19 protein-coding genes and 1 pseudogene are annotated in these 20,776 nt (G+C 42.0%); 16 read left to right on the top strand and 4 right to left on the bottom strand.

All coding sequences use genetic code 11. The features are described from left to right. Positions 1–141 precede the first annotated feature (141 nt). Both SCSH_RS07940 and SCSH_RS07935 read right to left on the bottom strand, forming a co-directional pair. Positions 142–1,224 carry a DEAD/DEAH box helicase gene (locus SCSH_RS07940; protein WP_057491351.1) on the bottom strand — a complete coding sequence of 361 codons (1,083 nt, stop codon included), beginning with the start codon at positions 1,222–1,224 and terminating at the stop codon, positions 142–144. Next, complete coding sequence (locus SCSH_RS07935; RefSeq protein ID WP_057491350.1) at positions 1,224–2,201, bottom strand: Gfo/Idh/MocA family protein; 978 nt, start codon at positions 2,199–2,201, stop codon at positions 1,224–1,226. Before SCSH_RS07935 ends, SCSH_RS07940 begins: the two co-directional genes overlap by 1 nt. A gap of 223 nt (positions 2,202–2,424) precedes the next feature. Here SCSH_RS07935 and udk point away from each other — a divergent pair, with 223 nt between their 5' ends. The 13 genes and pseudogenes from udk to SCSH_RS07875 all read left to right on the top strand — a co-directional run bounded on the left by udk (position 2,425) and on the right by SCSH_RS07875 (position 13,493). Continuing rightward, a complete protein-coding gene (gene udk / locus SCSH_RS07930) occupies positions 2,425–3,054 on the top strand; it encodes a uridine kinase (RefSeq protein ID WP_057491349.1) in 630 nt (209 codons plus the stop codon). 385 nt (positions 3,055–3,439) lie between these two features. Further along, a complete protein-coding gene (locus SCSH_RS07925; RefSeq protein WP_057491348.1) occupies positions 3,440–5,005 on the top strand; it encodes a 2-isopropylmalate synthase in 1,566 nt (521 codons plus the stop codon). A gap of 15 nt (positions 5,006–5,020) precedes the next feature. Continuing rightward, positions 5,021–6,055 (top strand): 3-isopropylmalate dehydrogenase, encoded by a 1,035-nt coding sequence (gene leuB / locus SCSH_RS07920; RefSeq protein ID WP_057491347.1) that lies wholly within the window; start codon positions 5,021–5,023, stop codon positions 6,053–6,055. Further along, a complete protein-coding gene (locus SCSH_RS07915) occupies positions 6,052–6,324 on the top strand; it encodes a DUF1294 domain-containing protein (protein WP_057491346.1) in 273 nt (90 codons plus the stop codon). Before leuB ends, SCSH_RS07915 begins: the two co-directional genes overlap by 4 nt. A 1-nt stretch (position 6,325) precedes the next feature. After that, a complete protein-coding gene (gene leuC, locus SCSH_RS07910) occupies positions 6,326–7,714 on the top strand; it encodes a 3-isopropylmalate dehydratase large subunit (RefSeq protein WP_057491345.1) in 1,389 nt (462 codons plus the stop codon). Positions 7,715–7,736: 22 nt separating this feature from the next. After that, positions 7,737–8,330 carry a 3-isopropylmalate dehydratase small subunit gene (gene leuD, locus SCSH_RS07905; RefSeq protein ID WP_057491344.1) on the top strand — a complete coding sequence of 198 codons (594 nt, stop codon included), beginning with the start codon at positions 7,737–7,739 and terminating at the stop codon, positions 8,328–8,330. 100 nt (positions 8,331–8,430) lie between these two features. Continuing rightward, a complete protein-coding gene (locus tag SCSH_RS07900) occupies positions 8,431–9,216 on the top strand; it encodes an L-threonylcarbamoyladenylate synthase (RefSeq protein WP_057491343.1) in 786 nt (261 codons plus the stop codon). A gap of 111 nt (positions 9,217–9,327) precedes the next feature. Beyond that, positions 9,328–9,480, top strand: a pseudogene (locus SCSH_RS10940) (GrpB family protein); the annotation flags it as partial. Next, complete coding sequence (locus tag SCSH_RS07895) at positions 9,480–10,106, top strand: class I SAM-dependent methyltransferase (protein ID WP_057491342.1); 627 nt, start codon at positions 9,480–9,482, stop codon at positions 10,104–10,106. The pseudogene SCSH_RS10940 and the gene SCSH_RS07895, both read left to right, overlap by 1 nt. Positions 10,107–10,133: 27 nt before the next feature. Continuing rightward, complete coding sequence (locus SCSH_RS07890; RefSeq protein ID WP_057491341.1) at positions 10,134–10,754, top strand: Type 1 glutamine amidotransferase-like domain-containing protein; 621 nt, start codon at positions 10,134–10,136, stop codon at positions 10,752–10,754. Between the two features lie 201 nt (positions 10,755–10,955). Continuing rightward, positions 10,956–11,453 carry a free L-methionine (R)-S-oxide reductase MsrC gene (gene msrC / locus SCSH_RS07885; RefSeq protein WP_057491356.1) on the top strand — a complete coding sequence of 166 codons (498 nt, stop codon included), beginning with the start codon at positions 10,956–10,958 and terminating at the stop codon, positions 11,451–11,453. Continuing rightward, complete coding sequence (gene dnaX, locus SCSH_RS07880) at positions 11,453–13,126, top strand: DNA polymerase III subunit gamma/tau (RefSeq protein WP_057491340.1); 1,674 nt, start codon at positions 11,453–11,455, stop codon at positions 13,124–13,126. The genes msrC and dnaX overlap by 1 nt, the downstream gene beginning before the upstream one ends. A 172-nt stretch (positions 13,127–13,298) precedes the next feature. After that, positions 13,299–13,493 (top strand): DUF3272 family protein, encoded by a 195-nt coding sequence (locus tag SCSH_RS07875; RefSeq protein ID WP_057491339.1) that lies wholly within the window; start codon positions 13,299–13,301, stop codon positions 13,491–13,493. Here the strand turns inward: SCSH_RS07875 and birA are convergent. Beyond that, entirely contained in the window at positions 13,474–14,409 is a 936-nt protein-coding gene (birA, locus tag SCSH_RS07870; protein WP_057491338.1) for a bifunctional biotin--[acetyl-CoA-carboxylase] ligase/biotin operon repressor BirA, read from the bottom strand. The two genes, SCSH_RS07875 and birA, sit on opposite strands and share 20 nt — an antisense overlap. Before the next feature lie 249 nt (positions 14,410–14,658). Here birA and SCSH_RS07865 point away from each other — a divergent pair, with 249 nt between their 5' ends. From SCSH_RS07865 to murA, 3 genes are all read left to right on the top strand, one after another. Further along, the gene (locus tag SCSH_RS07865) at positions 14,659–15,858 is read left to right on the top strand and encodes an NADH-dependent flavin oxidoreductase (RefSeq protein WP_057491337.1); all 1,200 of its coding nucleotides are present in this window, start codon (positions 14,659–14,661) and stop codon (positions 15,856–15,858) included. 566 nt (positions 15,859–16,424) lie between these two features. Then, positions 16,425–17,618, top strand: coding sequence for a methionine adenosyltransferase (metK, locus tag SCSH_RS07860; RefSeq protein ID WP_057491336.1), 1,194 nt, complete (start codon positions 16,425–16,427; stop codon positions 17,616–17,618). A gap of 433 nt (positions 17,619–18,051) precedes the next feature. After that, positions 18,052–19,311: a UDP-N-acetylglucosamine 1-carboxyvinyltransferase gene (gene murA / locus SCSH_RS07855; protein WP_057491335.1), complete on the top strand. Its 1,260-nt coding sequence runs from the start codon at positions 18,052–18,054 to the stop codon at positions 19,309–19,311. A gap of 320 nt (positions 19,312–19,631) precedes the next feature. Here murA and SCSH_RS07850 read toward each other — a convergent pair whose 3' ends face one another. Further along, entirely contained in the window at positions 19,632–20,765 is a 1,134-nt protein-coding gene (locus SCSH_RS07850; protein ID WP_057491334.1) for an ABC transporter ATP-binding protein, read from the bottom strand. Between the last annotated feature and the right edge of the window lie 11 nt (positions 20,766–20,776).

Raw genomic sequence — 20,776 nt, 5'->3', positions numbered from 1 at the left:
AGGTTTATCCGCTAAGTAAAGGCTGCAACCAGAATCGCCGGTCGATTCAATTTTCAATCACTGTATAAAAGAGAAGAATTGGCCAAACAACCATCGTGATTGTTTGGCCAATTCTCCTTACATGTATGATTATTATCTGCTTTATTTCACCTGCAAGATTTGATTTTTTAAGAAAATTTCTGAAACATCGGCAAATTTTTTCAATTTTTTCAGTTCTTCCTTATGACTGACAAAGGTGATAACTACACCTGTTTTTCCCATGCGACCTGTGCGTCCGGCACGGTGGGTATAGGATTCTTCGTCACGTGCCAGATCAAAATTAATAACATACTTTAGATCATCAATATCAATGCCGCGTGCAACTAGGTCAGTTGCTAAAAGCAAGGACAGTTCGTGCTCTTTAAATTTTTCAAGAATGACCTTGCGGAATTTTACATTGATGTCACTGGCCAGTGAGACAGCAGGGACATTTCTGTATTGCAGGCGTTCTTCGCTGGCTCCCAGATCAGATAGGTTGTTGAAAAAGACCAGTGCACGAAAATCAGGAATATTAGACAGCTTACGCAGGAGTTCTGCGCGCTCCCGTTTGTCAACAGTGATGTAATAGTGAGAAATGCTGTCCAATTTTTGATCGGATAGATCAACTGTAAGGGTGCCTTCTGCCAGAACTTCTTGATTGAGCTTGTTGGTAGCGCTCATGTAAATCATTTGGTGACTGCGTGGGACACGATTGATAATTTGTTTCACAAACTGGTATTGAGAATCCTTTAAAAGAGCATCAAATTCATCAAGAATGATGGTATTGACAGCCATCATTTTGATTTTTTTTAGTCTGACTAATTCAAAAATACGGCCAGGGGTTCCGATAAGAATCTCAGGCCCTTTTTTCAAACGCTCAATTTGCCGTTTCTGGCTGGAACCAGACAGAAAAAGCTGGGCAGTTAAGCCAAGAGGCTCAGCCCATGTTTTGCTAGTATCAAAGATTTGTCCTGCTAATTCGCTGTTGGGTGCTAAAATCAGCAGCTGCTGTGCTTTTTTTGCCTGAAGATTTAACAGACTAGGCCAAAGGTAAGCTAGTGTTTTTCCGGTTCCTGTAGGGCTGATGCCCAGAAAGTTTTGGCCATTTTTAATGGGCTCAAAGGCTTCCTCTTGAATCTGGGTAAAGTCTGTAAAATGGAGTTGCTGGAGTTTATCCTGCCAGCTTGTTGGAAAGTGTGTTTTCATTATTTGTCCGCCTCAAATACAATACCTGCGCTCTGGCGCATTTGGTAAAGAATCTGACTGGCAGATTTAGCATCTTCCAGCCAAGTTTGGTAAAGTGTTTCATCTGGATTAGTCATCATTTGGGCAAAATGGCTGGCTTCTTCCAGCATCAAATGATCAATCTCAGGAAGAGCTAGTTTTTCGCGGCTGCCATCGTGTTTTTGGAAAATAGCAGAGCTGATGCCTTGAATATGATTGAGCCGTAGAGTACCTTCTGCTGTATAGATTTCAGCATATTCCAAGGTGTTATAATTTTTTCCAGCTCTAATGGAAACATGGAAATTAGGATAAATCAGATTGCCATTGCCGTTTAAATCAACCGTGTTTTCCAGCTGGGTCGCAGTATAGTTGACACTCTTTGGTTTGCCGAACAGTTTCAAGGCAGCATAGATAGGGTAAATTCCCAAGTCAACAAGAGCACCGCCTGAAAATTTGGCTGAAAAGACATTGGGCGTTTTCCCATCAAGCAGATCCTTCATTCTGGAAGAGTATTTAGCATAGGAAAAATCTGCACCAATGACCTGTTTATGAGCCAGAAAACTTTTAATAATTTCTAAAGATTCTTCGTGATAATTTCTGGCCGCTTCAAAGAAAAAGCGCTGTTTGTCAGCTGCTAGCTGAATAATATCAGCTAATTCTTCCGGTCTTGAAAAGGCTGGCTTTTCAACGATAATATGTTTACCGGCTTCCAAGGCTGCTTTGGCGTGTTCAAAGTGGAGAGCATTTGGGCTGGCAATATAAAGGACATCAAAATCGTGTTTGAAAAAGTCAGCCATATTCTCATAACAGGAAACATCATGATAGCGGGCAGAAAAGTTTTGAGCTGTTTCCAGCCTGCGTGAGTAAACAGCAGTCAGCTGATAATTTTGCGACAGCTCAGCTGCTTCGATAAACTGATGGGAAATGAATCCAGTTCCAATAATACCAAGTTTAAGCATAGGATTGCCTCCAGCTCTGTAAATTTTTATTTCATTATATCATGATTTGGTGTAAAATAGATAGGAAAGATTATTCAAGAGAAGCAAAAGAAAGGAATGAAAAAGGACAAAATCTCATTGGTGATGGTCTGATGCAGCGGGCAAACGGCTTAGTGCTGTTTGCTGGGCTTTTCTAGACTGTTGCTGTTGAAATTGAGCTGTTTTAGCGTCCTTCTTGTTTGTTATGCGAAAGAAACCGATTATTATTGGTGTCACAGGTGGTTCTGGCGGTGGAAAGACCAGTGTTTCACGGGAAATTTTATCCCATTTTCCCAGTGCTAAGATTGCTATGATTGAACACGATTCTTATTATAAGGATCAAAGTCATCTGACCTTTGAAGAGCGTGTTACGACCAATTACGACCATCCTCTGGCTTTTGATACGGATTTGATGATTGAACACATCAAAGAGCTGCAGGCAGGGCGTCCGGTGGATATTCCTATTTACGATTATACTCAGCACACGCGCAGTGATAAAACTTATCGGCAGGAGCCGCAGGATGTTTTCATTGTTGAGGGGATTTTGGTTCTGGAAGATGAGCGCCTGCGCGATCTGATGGATATCAAACTTTTTGTGGACACTGATGATGATATTCGCATTATCCGGCGTATCAAACGCGATATGGAAGAGCGCGGCAGAAGTCTGGACAGTATTATTGAGCAGTATATAGAGGTCGTAAAACCCATGTACCATCAGTTCATCGAGCCGACCAAGCGCTACGCTGATATTGTTATCCCGGAAGGCGTATCCAATGTCGTAGCTATTGATCTGATCAATACCAAAATTGCCAGTATTCTAAAGGATTCTTATTAAAAGCACAAGGGGCAGTTTTTCGAGGAAGGAACTTAATGACCAGCTGTCTCAAGTAGCCATAAAATCGTTTTGAATTTTTTCCATATTGTCTGGCTAATTTCATTTTGGAACTTTCCCTTGAAAAGTCATTATTTGATTTTTCAGAAAATTCCTTAATTTATATTGACAATCATTCTAAAAAAAGGTATGATATTAACAAGTTACATCTGAAAGGAAAAAAGTCAAATGTTTACACGAAATGACGCTTTGTTGTTGAGGTGTGAGGGCTAGTGCAAAAGCATTAGTCCTGTTTGGCTTACCAAGCGGGATAAAAAAACATCTCGCTTGGGTTTTCCGAGTGAGATGTTTTTTTATTTTAATTTTCCAAATTAGAAGGTGGTATCTTATGCATAAGGTTGAATTTCTTGACACGACCCTGCGCGATGGGGAACAAACGCCTGGCGTTAATTTTTCGGTAAAAGAAAAGGTTGCTATTGCTAAACAGCTGGAAAAATGGGGTGTTTCTTCCATTGAAGCAGGCTTTCCGGCAGCCAGTCCAGATTCATTTGAAGCCGTTAAGCAAATTGCAGCAGCAATGACAAGGACAGCAGTATCTGGTTTGGCTCGTTCAGTTAAATCTGATATTGATGCCTGCTACGAAGCGCTCAAGGATGCCAAATTTCCTCAGTGTCATGTCTTTATTGCAACCAGCCCTATTCACCGTGAATTTAAGCTCAAAAAATCCAAGGAAGAAATTTTAGAGGCGATTAAAGAACATGTAACCTATGCTCGCTCTAAATTTGATGTTGTAGAATTTTCACCGGAAGATGCAACACGGACAGAGCTTGATTTCCTGCTTGAAGTGGTTCAAACGGCTGTGGATGCAGGAGCGACTTACATTAATATTCCTGATACTGTCGGCTTTACAACACCAGCAGAATTTGGTCATATTTTTGGATACTTGATTGAAAATGTTACATCTGACCGCGAAATTATCTTTAGTCCTCACTGCCATGATGATCTGGGTATGGCTACAGCTAATACTTTGGCAGCCATCAAAGCAGGTGCCGGGCGTATTGAGGGAACTGTTAACGGCATTGGCGAACGTGCCGGAAATGTAGCTCTTGAAGAGGTAGCAGTAGCACTCAACATTCGTGAAGATTATTATGAAGCTACTTCAGATATTGTGCTCAATGAAACGGTTAACACTTCTGAATTAGTATCACGTTTTTCAGGTATTCCTATTCCTAAAAATAAGGCTGTTGTCGGTGGCAATGCCTTCTCACATGAGTCTGGCATTCATCAGGACGGTGTTCTTAAGAATCCTCTAACTTACGAAATTATCACGCCTGAATTGGTCGGTGTTAAGAAAAATTCACTGCCGCTTGGAAAATTATCTGGCCGCCATGCTTTCGTTGAAAAATTAAAAGAGCTGGCTCTGGACTTTGAAGAGTCTGAAATCGCGGCTCTTTTTGCCAAATTTAAATCCTTGGCTGATAAAAAACACGATATCACTGATGCCGATATCAGAGCCTTGGTAGCAGGAACCAGCGTTGAAAATCCTGAAGGCTTCCACTTCAAGGATTTGAGGTTGACTTCAAATGAAGATGATACCATCACAGCACAGGTTATCATGATTAATGGAGATGAGGAAGAAGTCGAAATTATTGCTAATGGTAAGGGTTCTGTTGAAGCGATCTTCAATGCCATTGACAAATTCTTCAATCAAACAGTTAAGCTGGACAGTTACAATATCGAGGCTGTTACAGACGGTATCGATGCTCAGGCACGTGTTCTGGTTTCCGTCGAAAATGTTGATACGGATACAATTTTCAATGCTTCTGGTCTTGACTTCGATGTCCTGAAGGCCAGTGCCATTGCCTATATTAATGCCAATACTTTCGTTCAAAAGGAAAACGCTGGTGAAATTGGTCATAGAGTTTCAGAACGTGATTACCCAAGTAACAACTAGGAGAAGTTTGAAAGAATGAAAAAAATTGTAACACTGGCAGGAGACGGAATCGGTCCAGAAATTATGGCGGCAGGTCTAGAAGTTCTCGACGCTGTTGCTCAAAAGATTGGTTTTGATTATGAAACGACAGCTAAGGCTTTCGGCGGTGCAGGAATTGATGAAGCTGGTCATCCACTGCCCGAGGACACCTTGGATGCTGCAAAATCCGCAGATGCTATTTTGCTGGCAGCTATTGGCAGTCCTCAGTATGATAAGGCGCCTGTTCGTCCCGAACAAGGTCTCTTGGCTATTCGTAAGGAACTTAACCTTTTTGCCAATATCCGTCCCGTACGCATCTTTGATGCCCTCAAACATTTGTCACCTTTGAAATCTGAGCGTATTGCAGATGTTGACTTTGTGGTTGTGCGTGAGTTGACTGGCGGTATCTATTTTGGAGAACATACTTTGAATGACGATTCAGCCCGCGATGTCAATGATTATTCTGCTGATGAAATTCGCCGTATTATGCGCAAGGCCTTTGAAATTGCGCGTGGACGCGGTAAGAAAGTAACCAGCATTGACAAGCAAAATGTCTTGGCAACGTCAAAACTCTGGCGTAAAGTAGCAGATGAAGTAGCCGAAGAATATCCAGATGTCACTTTGGAACATCAGTTGGTGGACAGCGCAGCCATGATTATGATTACTAATCCAGCGCGCTTTGATGTGGTTGTGACTGAAAATCTTTTCGGTGATATCCTGTCAGATGAGTCTTCTGTTCTGCCTGGTACGCTTGGTGTTATGCCATCTGCCAGCCACTCTGAAGGCGGTCCAAGTCTTTATGAACCGATTCATGGCTCAGCTCCAGACATTGCTGGGCAAGGAATTGCCAATCCGATTTCCATGATTTTGTCGGTTGCCATGATGCTGCGTGATTCTTTTGGAGAAATTACTGGCGCTGAAATGATTGAAAATGCTGTTGATAAGACGCTGACGCAGGGTGTTCTAACACGCGACTTGGGCGGCTCAGCTAATACCGCTGAAATGACAGCAGCCATTATTGCTAATCTATGAGCATTAAAACAGTCATTTATTTGGCTTTGCTTGTTTGGAATTTATCAGTTTTGATTACTTACGGTATAGACAAAAGCAAGGCCAAGCGCGGTGCTTGGAGAATTCCAGAGAAAATCTTGTTGCTGGAAAGCTTCTTCTTAGGTGGGTTTGGAGCTCTCTTGGCAGGGCAACTTTTTCACCATAAAACCAGAAAATGGTATTTTCACTTGGTTTGGTACTTGGGAGTTGTTATTGCTTGCAGCGTGATTTATTTAGTTTGGAGAATGTAATATGAGTGGAAAATCAATATTTGATAAAGTGTGGGAGCGCCACGTTATTACAGGGCATGAAGGTGAGCCACAGCTCATGTATGTGGATCAGCATTATATTCATGAAGTAACTAGCCCTCAGGCCTTTGATGGTTTACGTGAGTCTGGCCGTCAAGTACGTCGGCCAGACTTGACCTTCGGTACTTTTGATCATAATGTTCCAACGGTTAATATCTACGATATTCGTGATGTTATTTCTAAGGCTCAGATGGACGCTTTAGCTCGAAATGTTAAAGAATTCGGAGTAGCTCATGCTTCTCACGGATCTGAAAATCAAGGAATTGTGCATATGGTTGGCCCTGAAACAGGTCGAACACAGCCAGGGAAATTTATTGTCTGCGGCGACAGCCATACGGCCACTCACGGCGCTTTTGGAGCTATCGGTTTTGGTATCGGAACGACAGAAGTGGAGCATGTTTTTGCAACTCAGACTATCTGGCAAGTAAAGCCTAAGAAACTCTTGGTACGCTTTATCGGAAAGCCGCAAAAGGGTGTTTATTCAAAAGATTATGTCCTAGCCCTCATTGCCCAATATGGAGTATCTGTTGGTGTTGGTCATGTCGTTGAGTATGTTGGAGAAGCCGTAGAAGCTTTGAGCATGGAAGAGCGTATGACTATCTGCAATATGTCTATTGAATTTGGCTCTAAAATGGGAATCATGAACCCAGATCAAACCACTTTTGATTATGTCAAAGGCCGCCCAGAAGCGCCTCAAGGCGAAGATTTTGAAGCGGCGGTAGCGGATTGGAAGACCTTGGTGTCAGATCCTGATGCTGAGTATGACAAGATTATTGAGATAGATGTCTCAGACCTTGCTCCTATGGTAACCTGGGGAACCAATCCATCCATGGGTGTGGCTTATGATAAACCTTTCCCAGAAATCCGTGACATGAATGATGAGCGTGCCTATAACTATATGGATCTTAAGCCTGGTGAAAAAGTTGAAGATATTGAAATTGGTTATGTTTTCTTAGGATCTTGTACCAATGCACGGCTCAGCGATCTCAAGGTAGCAGCAGCTTTTGTTAAGGGGAAACATATTGCTCCGAACCTGACAGCTATTGTTGTTCCAGGATCAAGGCCGGTTAAGCGAGCAGCAGAAGCTTTGGGATTGGATAAAATTTTTATGGATGCTGGTTTTGAATGGCGCGATCCAGGTTGCTCTATGTGTTTGGGAATGAACCCTGATAAGGTTCCGCCTGGTGTTCATGCGGCTTCTACAAGCAATCGTAACTTTGAGGATCGCCAAGGCGTCGGAGCCAGAACTCATCTCTGCAGTCCGGCTATGGCTGCGGCTGCAGCAATCGCTGGTCATTTCGTTGATGTCCGTCAATTACCTGAAGCACAGTAAACATAGACGAGAATAGTAACTTATGGAAAAATTTACAGTATATACAGGAACAACAGTTCCTTTAATGAACGACAATATTGATACGGATCAAATCCTGCCCAAACAGTTTCTTAAGCTGATTGATAAGAAAGGATTTGGCAAGTACCTGATGTACGAGTGGCGCTATCTTGACGATGATTATACAGAAAACCCTGATTTTGTCTTTAACACAGCCCCTTATCGCAAGGCAACTATTTTGATTACAGGTGATAACTTTGGTGCTGGATCATCGCGTGAACACGCAGCCTGGGCCTTGGCGGACTATGGTTTTAAGGTTATCATTGCAGGCTCATTTGGAGATATTCACTATAATAATGATCTCAATAATGGAATTTTACCGATTGTCCAACCCTCGGAAGTCCGACAGAAGCTAGCAGCTCTTGATCCAAGGGATGAAATAACGGTTGACCTCTATGAGCAAAAGATCATCTCACCGGTTGGTGAGTTTGGCTTTGAAATTGATGGGGATTGGAAGCATAAACTCTTGAATGGCCTGGATGATATCGGCATCACTCTTCAGTATGAAGACTTAATTGCTGAGTATGAAAAAAATCGTCCAAGTTATTGGCAAAAGTAAAATTTGCTTGAGTTTGAAAATTCAGAAAATTACTTGAAAAACTGCTTATTTCATGCTAAAATAAGCAGGTCAACAATTGATTAGATGGAGAAATTATTTTATGACTAAACACGTTCAATGGGATGGAAAACTTAATCAAGAAGGGCTTGAAATTCTTAAAGGTGATGGTGGCTGTATCGTCACTCCGACCAAGGTTGGCTACATCATTATGACCAGTGATAAGGCTGGTTTGGAGCGCAAGTTTGAAGCTAAGAACCGTAACCGTAATAAGCCAGGGGTTGTCCTTTGCGGCAGCATGGACGAGCTTCGTGCCCTCGCTCAGCTGACACCAGAAATTGAAGCTTTCTATCAAAAACATTGGGATGAAGATATCCTTCTTGGCTGTATCCTTCCATGGCGAGAAGATGCTTACGCTAAGCTCCAAGCCTTTGGTGATGGGCGTGAAGAGTTAATGACTGATGGCCGTAAAACTTCATGTTTCGTTATTAAGTTTGGTGTTGCCGGTGAGCAAATTGCCAAAGAAATGTGGGAAAAAGAAGGTAAGATGGTTTACGCCTCATCTGCTAACCCATCAGGTAAGGGTAACCGTGGTAAAGTTGAAGGAATTGGTGAGCGGATCGAGTCTGCAGTGGACCTTGTTATTGAAGCTGATGATTATGTAGCGTCTATCCAACCTGATAAGACGATTGAAACACGCTATGAACAAGGTGTCATGGTTTCTATGGTTGATAAAGACGGAAAACTTATTCCTGAACAAGGTGAAGGCAGCCGCTCAATCGACAACTGTCCAGTTGTCATCCGCAAAGGATTAGACATTGACAAGATTATGATGAACCTCTCAGATGTCTTCAATTCATGGAATTACCGTCAGGGTGAATATTATTAAGATCAAAAAATAGCTATCACAGTGTCTGATTACTCCCAACATAGTGGATAATGAAAAACAAAAATTTTACTAGAAACTATGAGGGGAGTTTTTTTATGACGACACAAAGCAGAACACTCGAAAATTGTTAAAGCATATGAAAGCTTAAAATTGTCCTTATGGAAAGCGTATGAGCATGATCGTGATGCCTACACGGATGCTAAAGCGGACTTTATTAGAAAATGCACGCAGCAAGCCAAGAAAGACTATAAGGAGAGCTACTGATGCTAAAAATGATTCTTATTCTTTTTGTTTTAGCAGTAGTAATTTATATTCTAATTAAGTATCTCATTAACCAATCTAAACATCCGTCGGGTTTTATTGGTAGAATCATGATGAGGATTTGGAATAAAGCATACTTACCGATGGCACAATGGGCTTTGTCTGTGCTTCCTAAAAAATCTTATGAGAATATTTTGGATATTGGGATTGGCAATGGAGCGTCGACTGCCTACCTTGGCCAACTTTTTCCAAATAGCCAAGTCAGGGGTCTGGACATTTCTACGGAGGCTATTTCTCAAGCTCAGCAGCGTTACCAGCAAGAAAATATTACTTTTGAGGTCATGGATGTCAGTCAGCTGGCTTATCCTGATAATTCCTTTGATCTTGTCTGTGCCTTTCAGACGCATTTTCATTGGCCAGATTTGGAGCAGGCAATGCTTGAAATCAAGCGCGTGCTGACAAATGATGGGCTCTTCATCATAGCTTGCGAGCAAAGCAAAATCAATTATTATTTGTCAGATTTGAAAGAAAGAGACGCTTTTGCCAATTATTTGAATAAAATAGGCCTGCGTTTGCTGGATTCTCAAAGACAGGCAGTCTGGGTTTACTATATGGTTGTCAAACAGTAGGTGCTAGTAGAAGAAGGGAGATAATTCATGAAGACATTATTCCTATGCTCTTATTTTGCAAAAGTGCAGCCTTTATTTGCAGATTTTGTCGTTCAGCACAAACTGGAAAAGAAAGTGCTTTTCATTCCCACGGCTGGAAATGTAGAAGAGTACACGGATTATATTGATGAAGGCAAGGCAGTTTTTGCAGATTTGCAATTTGACATTGACCTGCTGGATATAGCAGAAGCAACAGAGGCTGAGGTGCGGGAAAAGATTGCACAAACGCCCTGTCTTTATATTTCAGGTGGTAATACCTTTTATCTCTTGCAGGAATTAAAAAGAAAGAATTTACTGCCTCTGATTCGTGAACGAATTGACCGAGGGCTGGTTTATATCAGCGAATCAGCTGGTGCCATCATTGCTTCAAAAGATATTTTCTACAGTCATATCATGGATGATAAGGAGCTGGCACCTGATTTGACGGATTATGCTGCCTTGGGTCTAGTTGATTTTTCTGTTTTGCCGCATTGGGGTGAATTTCCTTTTGAAGAGGTCAGCAAGCAGACGGCAGAAATTTACGGCGGACAGTTAAACCTTCTTAAGTTGACCAACAGTCAAGTTGTGCTGGTGAAAAATGGGCAATATAGGATTGAAACTGCTGACTAAACGTGTTTTTTAATATAAATCAGGATTGGAGAAAAAGGCCAATCCTCTTTTTGTAGTTGTTTAAGCAGTTAAGACATCCTCAAAAGTTCATCTTCTGCTGGCTTTAACCTTACAGGACAGCTAGTGAAAAATGATTTCTTTTATCTAATCAAAGTTTTCTTAGTATTCGCCCTCAAAGCTGTTTTTTGTTATAATAGTTTTATGCAAAATCAAGAAAAACTTTCAAATTATCAAATTCTTTTAGCACAGGCAGAGGCTATGTTTGACAAAGAAAATAATGCACTTGCTAATTTGTCTAATGCTTCGGCTATGCTCAACATGGCTTTACCTCAGTCGGTTTTTACCGGTTTTTATCTGTTTGATGGGACTGAGCTGATTTTGGGGCCTTTTCAGGGTAACGTTTCCTGTGTCCGAATTGCTCTGGGTAAAGGCGTCTGTGGGGAATCTGCTCAGAAAAAGCAAACCCTGATTGTGGAAGATGTGAGCAGGCATGCTAATTACATTTCCTGTGATGCTGCTGCGAAATCTGAGATTGTAGTGCCTATGTATCAAGGAGAGCGTCTGCTTGGTGTGCTGGATTTAGACTCATCCTTGGTAGGAGACTACAATACTGTTGATCAAGAGTATCTGGAGAAGTTTGTGGCTGTTTTAGTAGAGAAAACCAAGTGGGATTTTGGAATGTTTGGAGTGACTAACTGATGTATCAAGCGCTTTATCGGAAATACCGAAGCCAAACCTTTGATGAAATGGTCGGTCAGGAAGTTGTTGCAACCACCTTAAAACAAGCGGTTGCTTCAGGCAAGATTAGCCATGCTTATCTTTTTTCAGGACCGCGCGGAACGGGAAAGACCAGTGCTGCCAAGATTTTTGCCAAAGCTATGAATTGTCCTAATCAAGTAAATGGTGAACCTTGCAATCACTGTGATATTTGCCGCGACATCACCAATGGCAGTCTTGAGGATGTCATCGAAATTGATGCGGCTTCAAACAACGGTGTGGACGAAATCCGGGAAATCCGCGATAAGTCAACCTATGCGCCTAGCCGAGCCACTTACAAAGTTTATATTATTGATGAAGTGCATATGCTTTCAACTGGAGCTTTCAATGCACTTTTGAAGACCTTGGAAGAGCCGACAGAGAATGTCGTGTTTATTCTGGCGACTACGGAATTGCACAAGATTCCTGCCACTATTTTGTCACGGGTACAGCGTTTTGAATTTAAGACCATTAAAACCAAGGCCATCCGAAACCATCTGGCAGAAATCCTTCAAAAAGAAGAAGTTACCTTTGATGAGGAGGCTCTGGCTTTAATTGCCAAGCGGGCTGAAGGTGGAATGCGGGATGCTCTTTCTATCTTGGATCAAGCCCTTAGCCTGACCAATGACAAGCATGTCTCACTAGAGATAGCTGAAGAAATTACCGGCAGCATTAGTCTAAGTGCTCTGGATCATTATGTGGCAGATCTTTTGGCTCATCAGACCAGTCAAGCTTTGAATGATTTGGAGATTATCTTTGACAGCGGCAAGAGCATGAGCCGTTTTGCGACAGATTTGCTCAATTATCTTAGAGATATTTTAGTGGTCCAGTCAGGCGGTGAAAACACGCATCAAGGTGAGGCTTTTCAGGAAAATTTATCTCTGCCTCAAGATGATGTTTTCCGGATGATTGATATCGTGACCAAGAGTCTGCCGGAAATAAAAAATGGGACTCATCCCAAGATTTATGCAGAAATGATGACCATCCGCCTGAGTGAAAAGGTGCAGAAATCTAGCCAAGCACAAGAACTGCCTGATAATGTCACGCAGGAAATTCAAGAATTGAAAACACAGATTCAGGAACTGCAGCAGGCTTTACAGTCTGTGAAAAAAGCAGACCTTGCCAAGGAACCCCAAGTACGAAAGACCAAGACCTTCCGCTACAAGGTGGATAAGGACAAGGTTATGACTATTATGCGGGAAACCGTGGCTGACAGTCAGAAGTCTCGTCAATATTTGGATGCTCTTAAGAGTTCCTGGAATGAGATTTTAAATAATATTTCAATACAAGACCGAGCTCTTTTGATGGGGTCTGAACCTGTCCTTGCTAACAGTGAAAATGCAATTTTGGCTTTTGATGCCGCTTTTAATGCCGAGCAGGTCATGAAGCGTTCCAATCTTAATGATATATTTGGTAATATTATGAGTCAGGCGTCTGGTTTTTCACCTAAGATTATGGCTGTCCCGCGGGCTGATTTCAATGCTATCCGTAGTGAATTTGCTAACAGCTTGAAAACAGGCAAGGATAATAGCCAGGAAGAAATTCAAGAGAAGCAGGATTTTATTCCCGAAGGTTTTGACTTCTTGGCGGATAAAATTACACTTGAAAAAGAATAAAAATGGCTTGAAATGCTTTCTTGGAAGCAGGATTTCAAGTTGTTGATGAATGAAAAAAGGAGTGGGACAGGCGGCATTATTGCTGTCTGTCCCACCCTCTTTATAAAATTTCAGAAACTGCTTATCCTAAAAAATTTAACAAGGATGTTTATTTTTTTGGTACAATAGAAATATGCTAAAACGAGATTTCATGATCATGCTGATAACGACCGTGATTGAAACAATTTTTTTGAATAATGCTGTTTTGGACGGTCAGTATTTCTGGGCTGGCTTTTGGGGGTTTTTACTGTTTCGCAGTTTACGTAAAACCTATCTTATCACCAAGTTCACCAAGGCAGTGCTGGCGGCTACCAAGAAGAAAGACTGATTTCTCCGCTGTTAAGGCTCTTTTCTTCTCCATTTTCCAGCTGGACAATAAGCTGTCCAGTATCAGTAATATCTACAGCTGTTCCTTTGTAAGCAATATTATTTTCGACAAAGCTCACTTGTCTGTCTAGGACAAGTGATTTTTCTTTGTAAACTTTAATTAGATCAGCCTTAGGAATATTGAAGAAAATATTCCAGATTTCAGAGATGAGTTCATTGCGCGTGATGGTGGGCTTTTCTGAAAAAAGACTAGCTGCCTTGCTTTGCAGCTCCTCAGGAAAATCAGTAACATGAAAATTGATGCCCATTCCGATGATGACATCGGTAATGAGCCCAGTTTCAATGGAAGAGACAGCTTCAGTCAAAATTCCGGCAATTTTTTTACCATTTAAATAAATGTCATTAACCCATTTAATTTCAGGATCAATGCCGGTCAGTCTTGAAATGGCCTTTACAAGGCTGGAAGCTACCATGAGCGTATAGGCAGGCAGTTGCTTAAAAGGTAATTCTGGATGCAGGTGTAGGGACATGTAGATTCCCCCCCTTTCTGGCGTAAAAAACTGCCGGCTAAAACGCCCTTTGGCTGCTTTTTGGCTGGGAGCCAGATAAAGAGCTGGCACAGGATCACCTTTTTCCATTCCAGCTTTAGCGTCTAACTGGGTAGAGGTGCTTTTTTCATTGAAAAAGACCTTAATGCCAGTTGCTTTTTCGATTTCATCCGGCAAAAAAAGATCACCCGAAAGCAGCCGATAGCCGCGGTTCTTAACAGATTCAATGACAAGTCCCTTGCCCTCTAAAGTCTGAATGGCCTTCCAAACAGCTGTCCGAGAAATATTAAGCTCCTTTCCCAAAGTCTCCCCTGTTACAAAGCTGTCTGTTTGCGCTAGTAATTGATAAATTTTTTCATATGTTTTCATAGTTCATCCTCTGTTAACAACCGTCTTTTATTATATTGTAGCATAAATAGACAGTTGTGGGGAAAGGTCATTATTTTTTGTTCTAATAAGATATAAAAAAACAGTTATTTTCATTGTATCACCTCCTTAGACCAACCTCTTTAACAGACCGAAATAATTTTGCTTTGCACTTGTTTTTACCCGTCTTTTTTCTTCTTTAGTGCTATAATGAAAGTGGTAAAACGTTTTCACAATAAGGAGGTGGAAAAAATGGTTCATAAACTTACAGATAAAGTGATTTTTCGTCATGGTGCAAAAGTACACAATCGTATCGTTCTGCCGCCCATGCTGACTTTCTCAGGCAAGGAAGGCGGTTTTGCGTCTGAGGATACGCTGGACTATTATGGTGCACGTTCGCAGGCCGGAGGGCTCTTGATTTCTGAGTATCACTATGTCAGCGAAACCGGCGGGCCATGTACGCCGGCTGGTGTTCCGGAGCAGCTGGGGATCTATGATGATGCACACTTTGAGTCTATCAAATCCATTGCGCAGGCCTTGAAGAAAGATGGCAATAAGGCTATATTGCAGATTCATCACGGCGGTCGTGAAGCTATGGGACGTGCTGCTAAGGGCAAAGAAGTTTTGGCACCGTCAGCCATGGACTTTTCATTCTTGTCCTATCCTGTTCGTGAAATGACAGGGGAAGAAATTGAAGAAATTATCAAAGATTTTGGCCGTGCTGCCAAGCGGGCTATTGATGCCGGTTTTGATGGTGTAGAAATCCATGGGGCTAACCACTATGGTATCCAGCAGTTCTTCTCAGCCTTTTCAAATCGCCGAACGGATAAGTGGGGCGGTTCTTTGGAAAAACGGATGGCTTTTCCGCTGGCGGTTGTTCACGAAGTTAAGCGCGTGGTTGCCCAGTATGCACCCGATGATTTCATCGTCGGTTATCGCATCAGCCCGGAAGAAATTCACGGGGATACCATCGGCTATACCTATAAGGATGCACTGGCTCTTATCAAGGAAGTCATCAAAAACGATCTTGACTACATTCATCTTTCCCTGTGGAATGGCTACGCTTCTAAGCCGCAAGGCGCTGAACGTTCTTTTGCGGAATACTTCAAGGAAATCTTGGATGATCAGACCAAGCTGATTGTTGTCGGCGGTGTTTTCTCAGAAGAAGCTGCCAGAGATGCTGTTGAGAATTACACAGATTTGATTGCAGTTGGCCGCGGTACGATTGTAGATCCTCTGTTTGGTAAGAAGATTGATGATGGTCAAGGTGACACCATTGCTCACGAAATATCTCCTGAGCAGCTGGAAAAAGCACATTGGACACCTGGTTTATTGCAGGCCTTTACAACAGAAGGATCCTTTGGTTTGCCGCCTATTCCGGGCAGTGATTCTATCAAGCACCTTAACAAGGGAACGCCGGAAGGTTTCAAAGGCTTCTCAAACGCTAATTAGACATTAAAAAGAGTGAGCAAAATTTAGAAAAATGATACTTCTGAGTTCTTGCCCCTCTTTTTTATTAGTCTTATTTATACCCTGCTATTGTGAAAAAATATAGGATTTTTCAAATTATTGCATCAAAACGTGGTACAATAGAAAAGTTAATAAGTCCCGAAAAGGTGATTTGTGCGGCATGTCAGATATTGAGGATAGCTAATCCGACCTCCTCAGGCATTTATCGGTGCCGCAAATCAGTGCTTTGTAACTTTTTAACTCGCTAAGTTTTATGGCAAGTCAACTTGCTCATAAAACTACGGAAAATCCTATGGAACTTTTCTTAAGCGACTTACTAGCCTCAAACCAACATTAAAATCGAATTTTGGCTTGTTTTGGTTTGTGACGTCGTAACTCATTGGGATCAACTAACATGGGTTTTCTTGCGATATCATTAAGAGAAATGAAAAAATCTTCTTTATTTCTCTGTAAAAGTAATGGAATCAAGAAGATAGCAGTTTTGTTTTTACAATTAAGTTATCAACATGATTCATTACAATTATTTTTATTAAAAGGGGGACATTTTTATGTCAGAACGTAAACTTTTCACGTCTGAATCAGTATCTGAGGGGCATCCCGATAAGATTGCCGATCAGATTTCAGACGCTATTTTAGATGCTACCTTAGCACAGGATCCCGATGCCCATGTGGCTGCTGAAACGGTTGTTTATACGGGTTCTGTCCATGTTTTTGGTGAAATTTCGACCAAAGCCTATGTGGACATTAATCGTATAGTACGTGATACCATTGCTGAGATTGGTTATACAGATACCGACTACGGTTTCTCAGCTGAAACGGTTGGGGTGCATCCGTCATTGGTAGAGCAGTCGCCAGATATTGCTCAGGGAGTCAATGAAGCGCTTGAGGTACGCGGCCATGATGAGCAAGATGCACTTGATTTGATTGGTGCTGGTGACCAAGGGCTTATGTTTGGTTTCGCTGTTGATGAGACACCGGAGCTTATGCCCTTGCCGATTTCTTTGGCTCACCGATTGGTTAGAAAATTGGCAGAGCTGAGAAAATCAGGAGAGATTGCTTATCTGCGGCCCGATGCCAAGAGTCAGGTGACGGTTGAATATGATGAAAATAACAAACCTGTCCGTGTGGACACTGTTGTTATTTCTACGCAGCATGATCCCGAAGCCAGCAATGAAGACATTCACAGAGATGTCATTGACAAGGTTATCAAGGCTGTTATTCCCGCTGAATATCTTGATGACAAAACCAAGTATCTCATCAATCCGACAGGCCGTTTTGTTATCGGGGGTCCTCAAGGAGATTCTGGTTTGACAGGTCGTAAGATTATTGTGGATACTTATGGCGGTTATGCTCGTCATGGCGGTGGAGCCTTTTCCGGCAAGGATGCCACGAAAGTTGACCGCTCAGCATCTTATGCGGCGCGCTACATCGCTAAAAATATTGTGGCAGCAGGTCTTGCAAAGAAGGCAGAAGTACAGTTGGCTTATGCTATTGGTGTTGCCCAGCCTGTTTCTGTTCGTGTCGATACTTTTGGAACTGGAACAGTTCCTGAAAGCCGGCTGGAAGAAGCTGTGCGTCAGATTTTTGACTTGCGTCCGGCGGGGATTATCAAAATGCTTGATCTCAAGCGGCCAATTTATCGTCAGACAGCAGCTTATGGACATGTTGGGCGAACGGATATTGATTTGCCTTGGGAAAGAGTAGATAAAGTAGATAAACTCAAGCAGGCCCTTCATAATTGAGATTGAAAAGCAGGACTCCCTGTTTCAGACTGTAGACAAATCTCTAATTGCCTACCTTAATCAGCAAAAAAGTCTGCAGACTACCATATAAGTTTCCACGAACGCAAACGAGTTAGATAAAGGATACTTCCGCCGTGATGAAAGTGTCAGAAATGATGAATTTTAGCCAATTCTGACACTCGGAAACTTTGAGACCGTGGCTCAAAGTTTAGGTATGGAATTCTCTAGGAAGTCGCTGCCGTCCGACATCACCTAAGGAAGTATCAAACTTTTTCTTTAAGCTAAAGCAGGAGTCCCTGCTTTTTTATCTGTGAAAAAGTTTTCATTTATTTTTAATCGTTTTTAATTATTCAGTTAGTTTGAAATGTGACTTAAGATGTGATAAAATGGTTTAGTTGAATTCTAGTTGAAGATTAAAGAAAGTTTTGATTGTATGCGGAAAATTATTATTAATGGCGGTAATCCTTTGAGAGGAGAAGTGGCTGTATCTGGAGCAAAAAACAGCGTTGTTGCTTTGATCCCAGCCATTATTTTAGCAGATGATATTGTAACTTTGGACGGGGTTCCAGCCATCAGTGATGTTGACAGTTTGATTGACATCATGACTTTAATGGGAGCAAGTATTGAGCGTGAGGGAGACAGTCTTAGGATTGACCCTCGCGGGGTCAAGGACATTCCTATGCCTTATGGGAAGATTAATAGTTTGCGGGCCTCTTATTATTTTTATGGGGGCTTGTTGGGCCGTTTTGGTCAGGCTGTTGTCGGTCTGCCAGGAGGCTGTGATTTGGGACCTCGGCCTATTGATTTGCATTTGAAAGCCTTTGAAGCCATGGGAGCAACGGTTTCCTATGAAGGAGAAGCTATGCGGCTTTCCACCGAAGGCAAGGCGCTTACCGGAGCTCATATTTATATGGATACGGTTAGTGTTGGAGCAACCATTAATACTATGATTGCGGCCAGTAAAGCAAAAGGTCGTACAGTTATTGAAAATGCTGCACGAGAACCAGAAATTATTGATATTGCGACTCTTTTAAACAATATGGGAGCCCATATTCGTGGTGCGGGAACTGATATTATTACCATTGAAGGCGTTGAAAGACTGCACGGCACCCGTCATCAGGTTATTCCTGATCGGATTGAAGCAGGAACTTATATTGCTATGGCGGCTGCCATTGGAGAAGGTGTCAGAATCACCAATGTCTTGTACGAACACTTGGAGAGTTTTATTTCAAAGCTGGAAGAAATGGGCGTACATATGACCATTGAAGAAGACAGTATTTTTGTTGAAAAGCAAGGAAATCTAAAAGCTGTTTCTCTTAAAACGTCTCCTTATCCTGGTTTTGCAACAGATTTGCAGCAGCCTATTACGCCGCTCTTATTAAAGACTCACGGTCGCGGCAAAATTCGTGATACCATCTATGAAAAACGTGTCAATCATGTTGCTGAATTAGCACGAATGGGAGCTCATATTTCTGTCTTGGGCGGCCAGATTGTCTATGAAGGCCCTAATGAGCTGACAGGTGCTCCGGTTAAGGCGACTGATCTGCGTGCAGGTGCTGCTTTGGTGACAGCCGGTCTTATTGCCAAGGGACAGACAGTGATTTCCAATATTGAATTTATTCTGAGGGGCTATTCTGATATTATTGAAAAATTAACCAATCTGGGAGCAGACATTAAAATTATAGAAGATTAAAATATCAACTTTATTGGTGGCAGCGCTAAGAGTATATAATAAAAATAAGGATTAGATGCAAAGTTAATAGCCAAAGAAAATCAAAATCAGACTAGGTGACAAGCTGCAGACAGTACTAAAGTAGGACAAGGCGGAGTCAACAAGGTTTGGTTTTGATTTTTAAAGCGTGTAAGATATCTATTCCTTGTTTTTTAATACCCTGAATGGGGTCAAGTTAAGTGTATCAAAAAAGCAGGACTAAGCTCCGACTGTAAGGTTAGGGAGGCTTATCCTGCTTTTTATATTAAGGTTTTATTAGAATATGTGATGGTATCTTTTAATCAATGGATACGCTTAGTCGTTTCTGTATCAAAGAAGTGTCCTTTAGCGACATTAAAGGTCAAGGTCACCTTGTCCCCGGGATTATGGTAATCACGAGCATCAACACGGGAAGTAAACTCAGTATTGCCAAACTTAACGTAAAGCATGGTTTCACTTCCTAGGAGCTCTGATACCAGAACTTCAGCTGTTACCTGAGCATTTGGGAAGGTTTCGTGTACAATCTGATTGCTGGAGATGTCTTCTGGCCGAATACCAAAAATGACCTTCTTGCCAAGATAGCCCTGACTTTCAAGAATTTTTTCCTGACCTTGCGGAAGTGCCAGACTGAGGCCGTCTTGACTGACCAGCCGATCTTTTTCAACAGTTACTTCAAAGAAATTCATGGCTGGACTGCCAATGAAGCCAGCAACAAATTTATTGGCAGGTTCGTTGTAGAGTTCCTGCGGGGTTCCGATTTGTTCGATTCGGCCAATAGAGCCGCTCTTATCGGGATTAGGAGTGGCGCTCATGATGACGATGCGATCTGCCAGAGTCATAGCTTCGGTCTGGTCATGGGTTACGTAGATGGTTGTAGCGCCGATACGTTGGTGAATTTTAGCAATTTCTGCTCTCATAGAAACCCGCAGTTTAGCATCGAGGTTGCTGAGCGGTTCATCCATCAAAAAAACTTTGGCATCGCGAACAATTGCCCGCCCCATGGCTACCCGCTGACGCTGCCCGCCCGAGAGATCGGCAGGTTTGCGGTCAAGAAATTCACTTAGTCCAAGAATTTGAGCAGCTTCGCGCACGCGCTTATCAATCTCATCTTTTTTGTATTTGCGCAATTTCAGTCCAAAGGCCATATTTTCATAAACTGTCATATGAGGATAAAGGGCATAATTTTGGAAAACCATGGCAATATCACGGTCTTTAGGCGCCTCATCATTCATGAGTTTATCATCAATATAGAACTTTCCTTCTGTGATGTCTTCAAGACCTGCAATCATACGGAGGGTTGTTGACTTACCGCAGCCCGAAGGACCGACAAAGACGATGAATTCCTTGTCTTTAATGTCAATACTGAAGTCTTCGACTGAATAATGACTGCTGTTGGGATACTTTTTATAAATCTTATCAAGTTTCAAAGTTGTCATAACAATATTTC

The sequence above is a fragment of the Streptococcus orisasini genome (assembly GCF_001431045.1).
Taxonomy (GTDB): domain Bacteria; phylum Bacillota; class Bacilli; order Lactobacillales; family Streptococcaceae; genus Streptococcus; species Streptococcus orisasini.
The sequence above is the reverse complement of the archived record's forward strand: the minus strand, read 5'-3'. Positions and strand labels throughout refer to the sequence as shown.

Bases quoted from the DNA above. Each gene is read 5' to 3' on its own strand.
- murA (WP_057491335.1), top strand. From the start codon at position 18,052: ATGCGGAAAATTATTATTAATGGCGGTAATCCTTTGAGAGGAGAAGTG.
- leuB (WP_057491347.1), top strand. From the start codon at position 5,021: ATGAAAAAAATTGTAACACTGGCAGGAGACGGAATCGGTCCAGAAATT.
- SCSH_RS07925 (WP_057491348.1), top strand. From the start codon at position 3,440: ATGCATAAGGTTGAATTTCTTGACACGACCCTGCGCGATGGGGAACAA.
- SCSH_RS07895 (WP_057491342.1), top strand. From the start codon at position 9,480: ATGCTAAAAATGATTCTTATTCTTTTTGTTTTAGCAGTAGTAATTTAT.
- msrC (WP_057491356.1), top strand. From the start codon at position 10,956: ATGCAAAATCAAGAAAAACTTTCAAATTATCAAATTCTTTTAGCACAG.
- udk (WP_057491349.1), top strand. From the start codon at position 2,425: ATGCGAAAGAAACCGATTATTATTGGTGTCACAGGTGGTTCTGGCGGT.
- SCSH_RS07940 (WP_057491351.1), bottom strand. From the start codon at position 1,224: ATGAAAACACACTTTCCAACAAGCTGGCAGGATAAACTCCAGCAACTC.
- SCSH_RS07935 (WP_057491350.1), bottom strand. From the start codon at position 2,201: ATGCTTAAACTTGGTATTATTGGAACTGGATTCATTTCCCATCAGTTT.
- metK (WP_057491336.1), top strand. From the start codon at position 16,425: ATGTCAGAACGTAAACTTTTCACGTCTGAATCAGTATCTGAGGGGCAT.
- SCSH_RS07915 (WP_057491346.1), top strand. From the start codon at position 6,052: ATGAGCATTAAAACAGTCATTTATTTGGCTTTGCTTGTTTGGAATTTA.
- leuD (WP_057491344.1), top strand. From the start codon at position 7,737: ATGGAAAAATTTACAGTATATACAGGAACAACAGTTCCTTTAATGAAC.
- leuC (WP_057491345.1), top strand. From the start codon at position 6,326: ATGAGTGGAAAATCAATATTTGATAAAGTGTGGGAGCGCCACGTTATT.
- SCSH_RS07865 (WP_057491337.1), top strand. From the start codon at position 14,659: ATGGTTCATAAACTTACAGATAAAGTGATTTTTCGTCATGGTGCAAAA.
- SCSH_RS07875 (WP_057491339.1), top strand. From the start codon at position 13,299: ATGCTAAAACGAGATTTCATGATCATGCTGATAACGACCGTGATTGAA.
- SCSH_RS07890 (WP_057491341.1), top strand. From the start codon at position 10,134: ATGAAGACATTATTCCTATGCTCTTATTTTGCAAAAGTGCAGCCTTTA.
- dnaX (WP_057491340.1), top strand. From the start codon at position 11,453: ATGTATCAAGCGCTTTATCGGAAATACCGAAGCCAAACCTTTGATGAA.
- SCSH_RS07900 (WP_057491343.1), top strand. From the start codon at position 8,431: ATGACTAAACACGTTCAATGGGATGGAAAACTTAATCAAGAAGGGCTT.
- SCSH_RS07850 (WP_057491334.1), bottom strand. From the start codon at position 20,765: ATGACAACTTTGAAACTTGATAAGATTTATAAAAAGTATCCCAACAGC.
- birA (WP_057491338.1), bottom strand. From the start codon at position 14,409: ATGAAAACATATGAAAAAATTTATCAATTACTAGCGCAAACAGACAGC.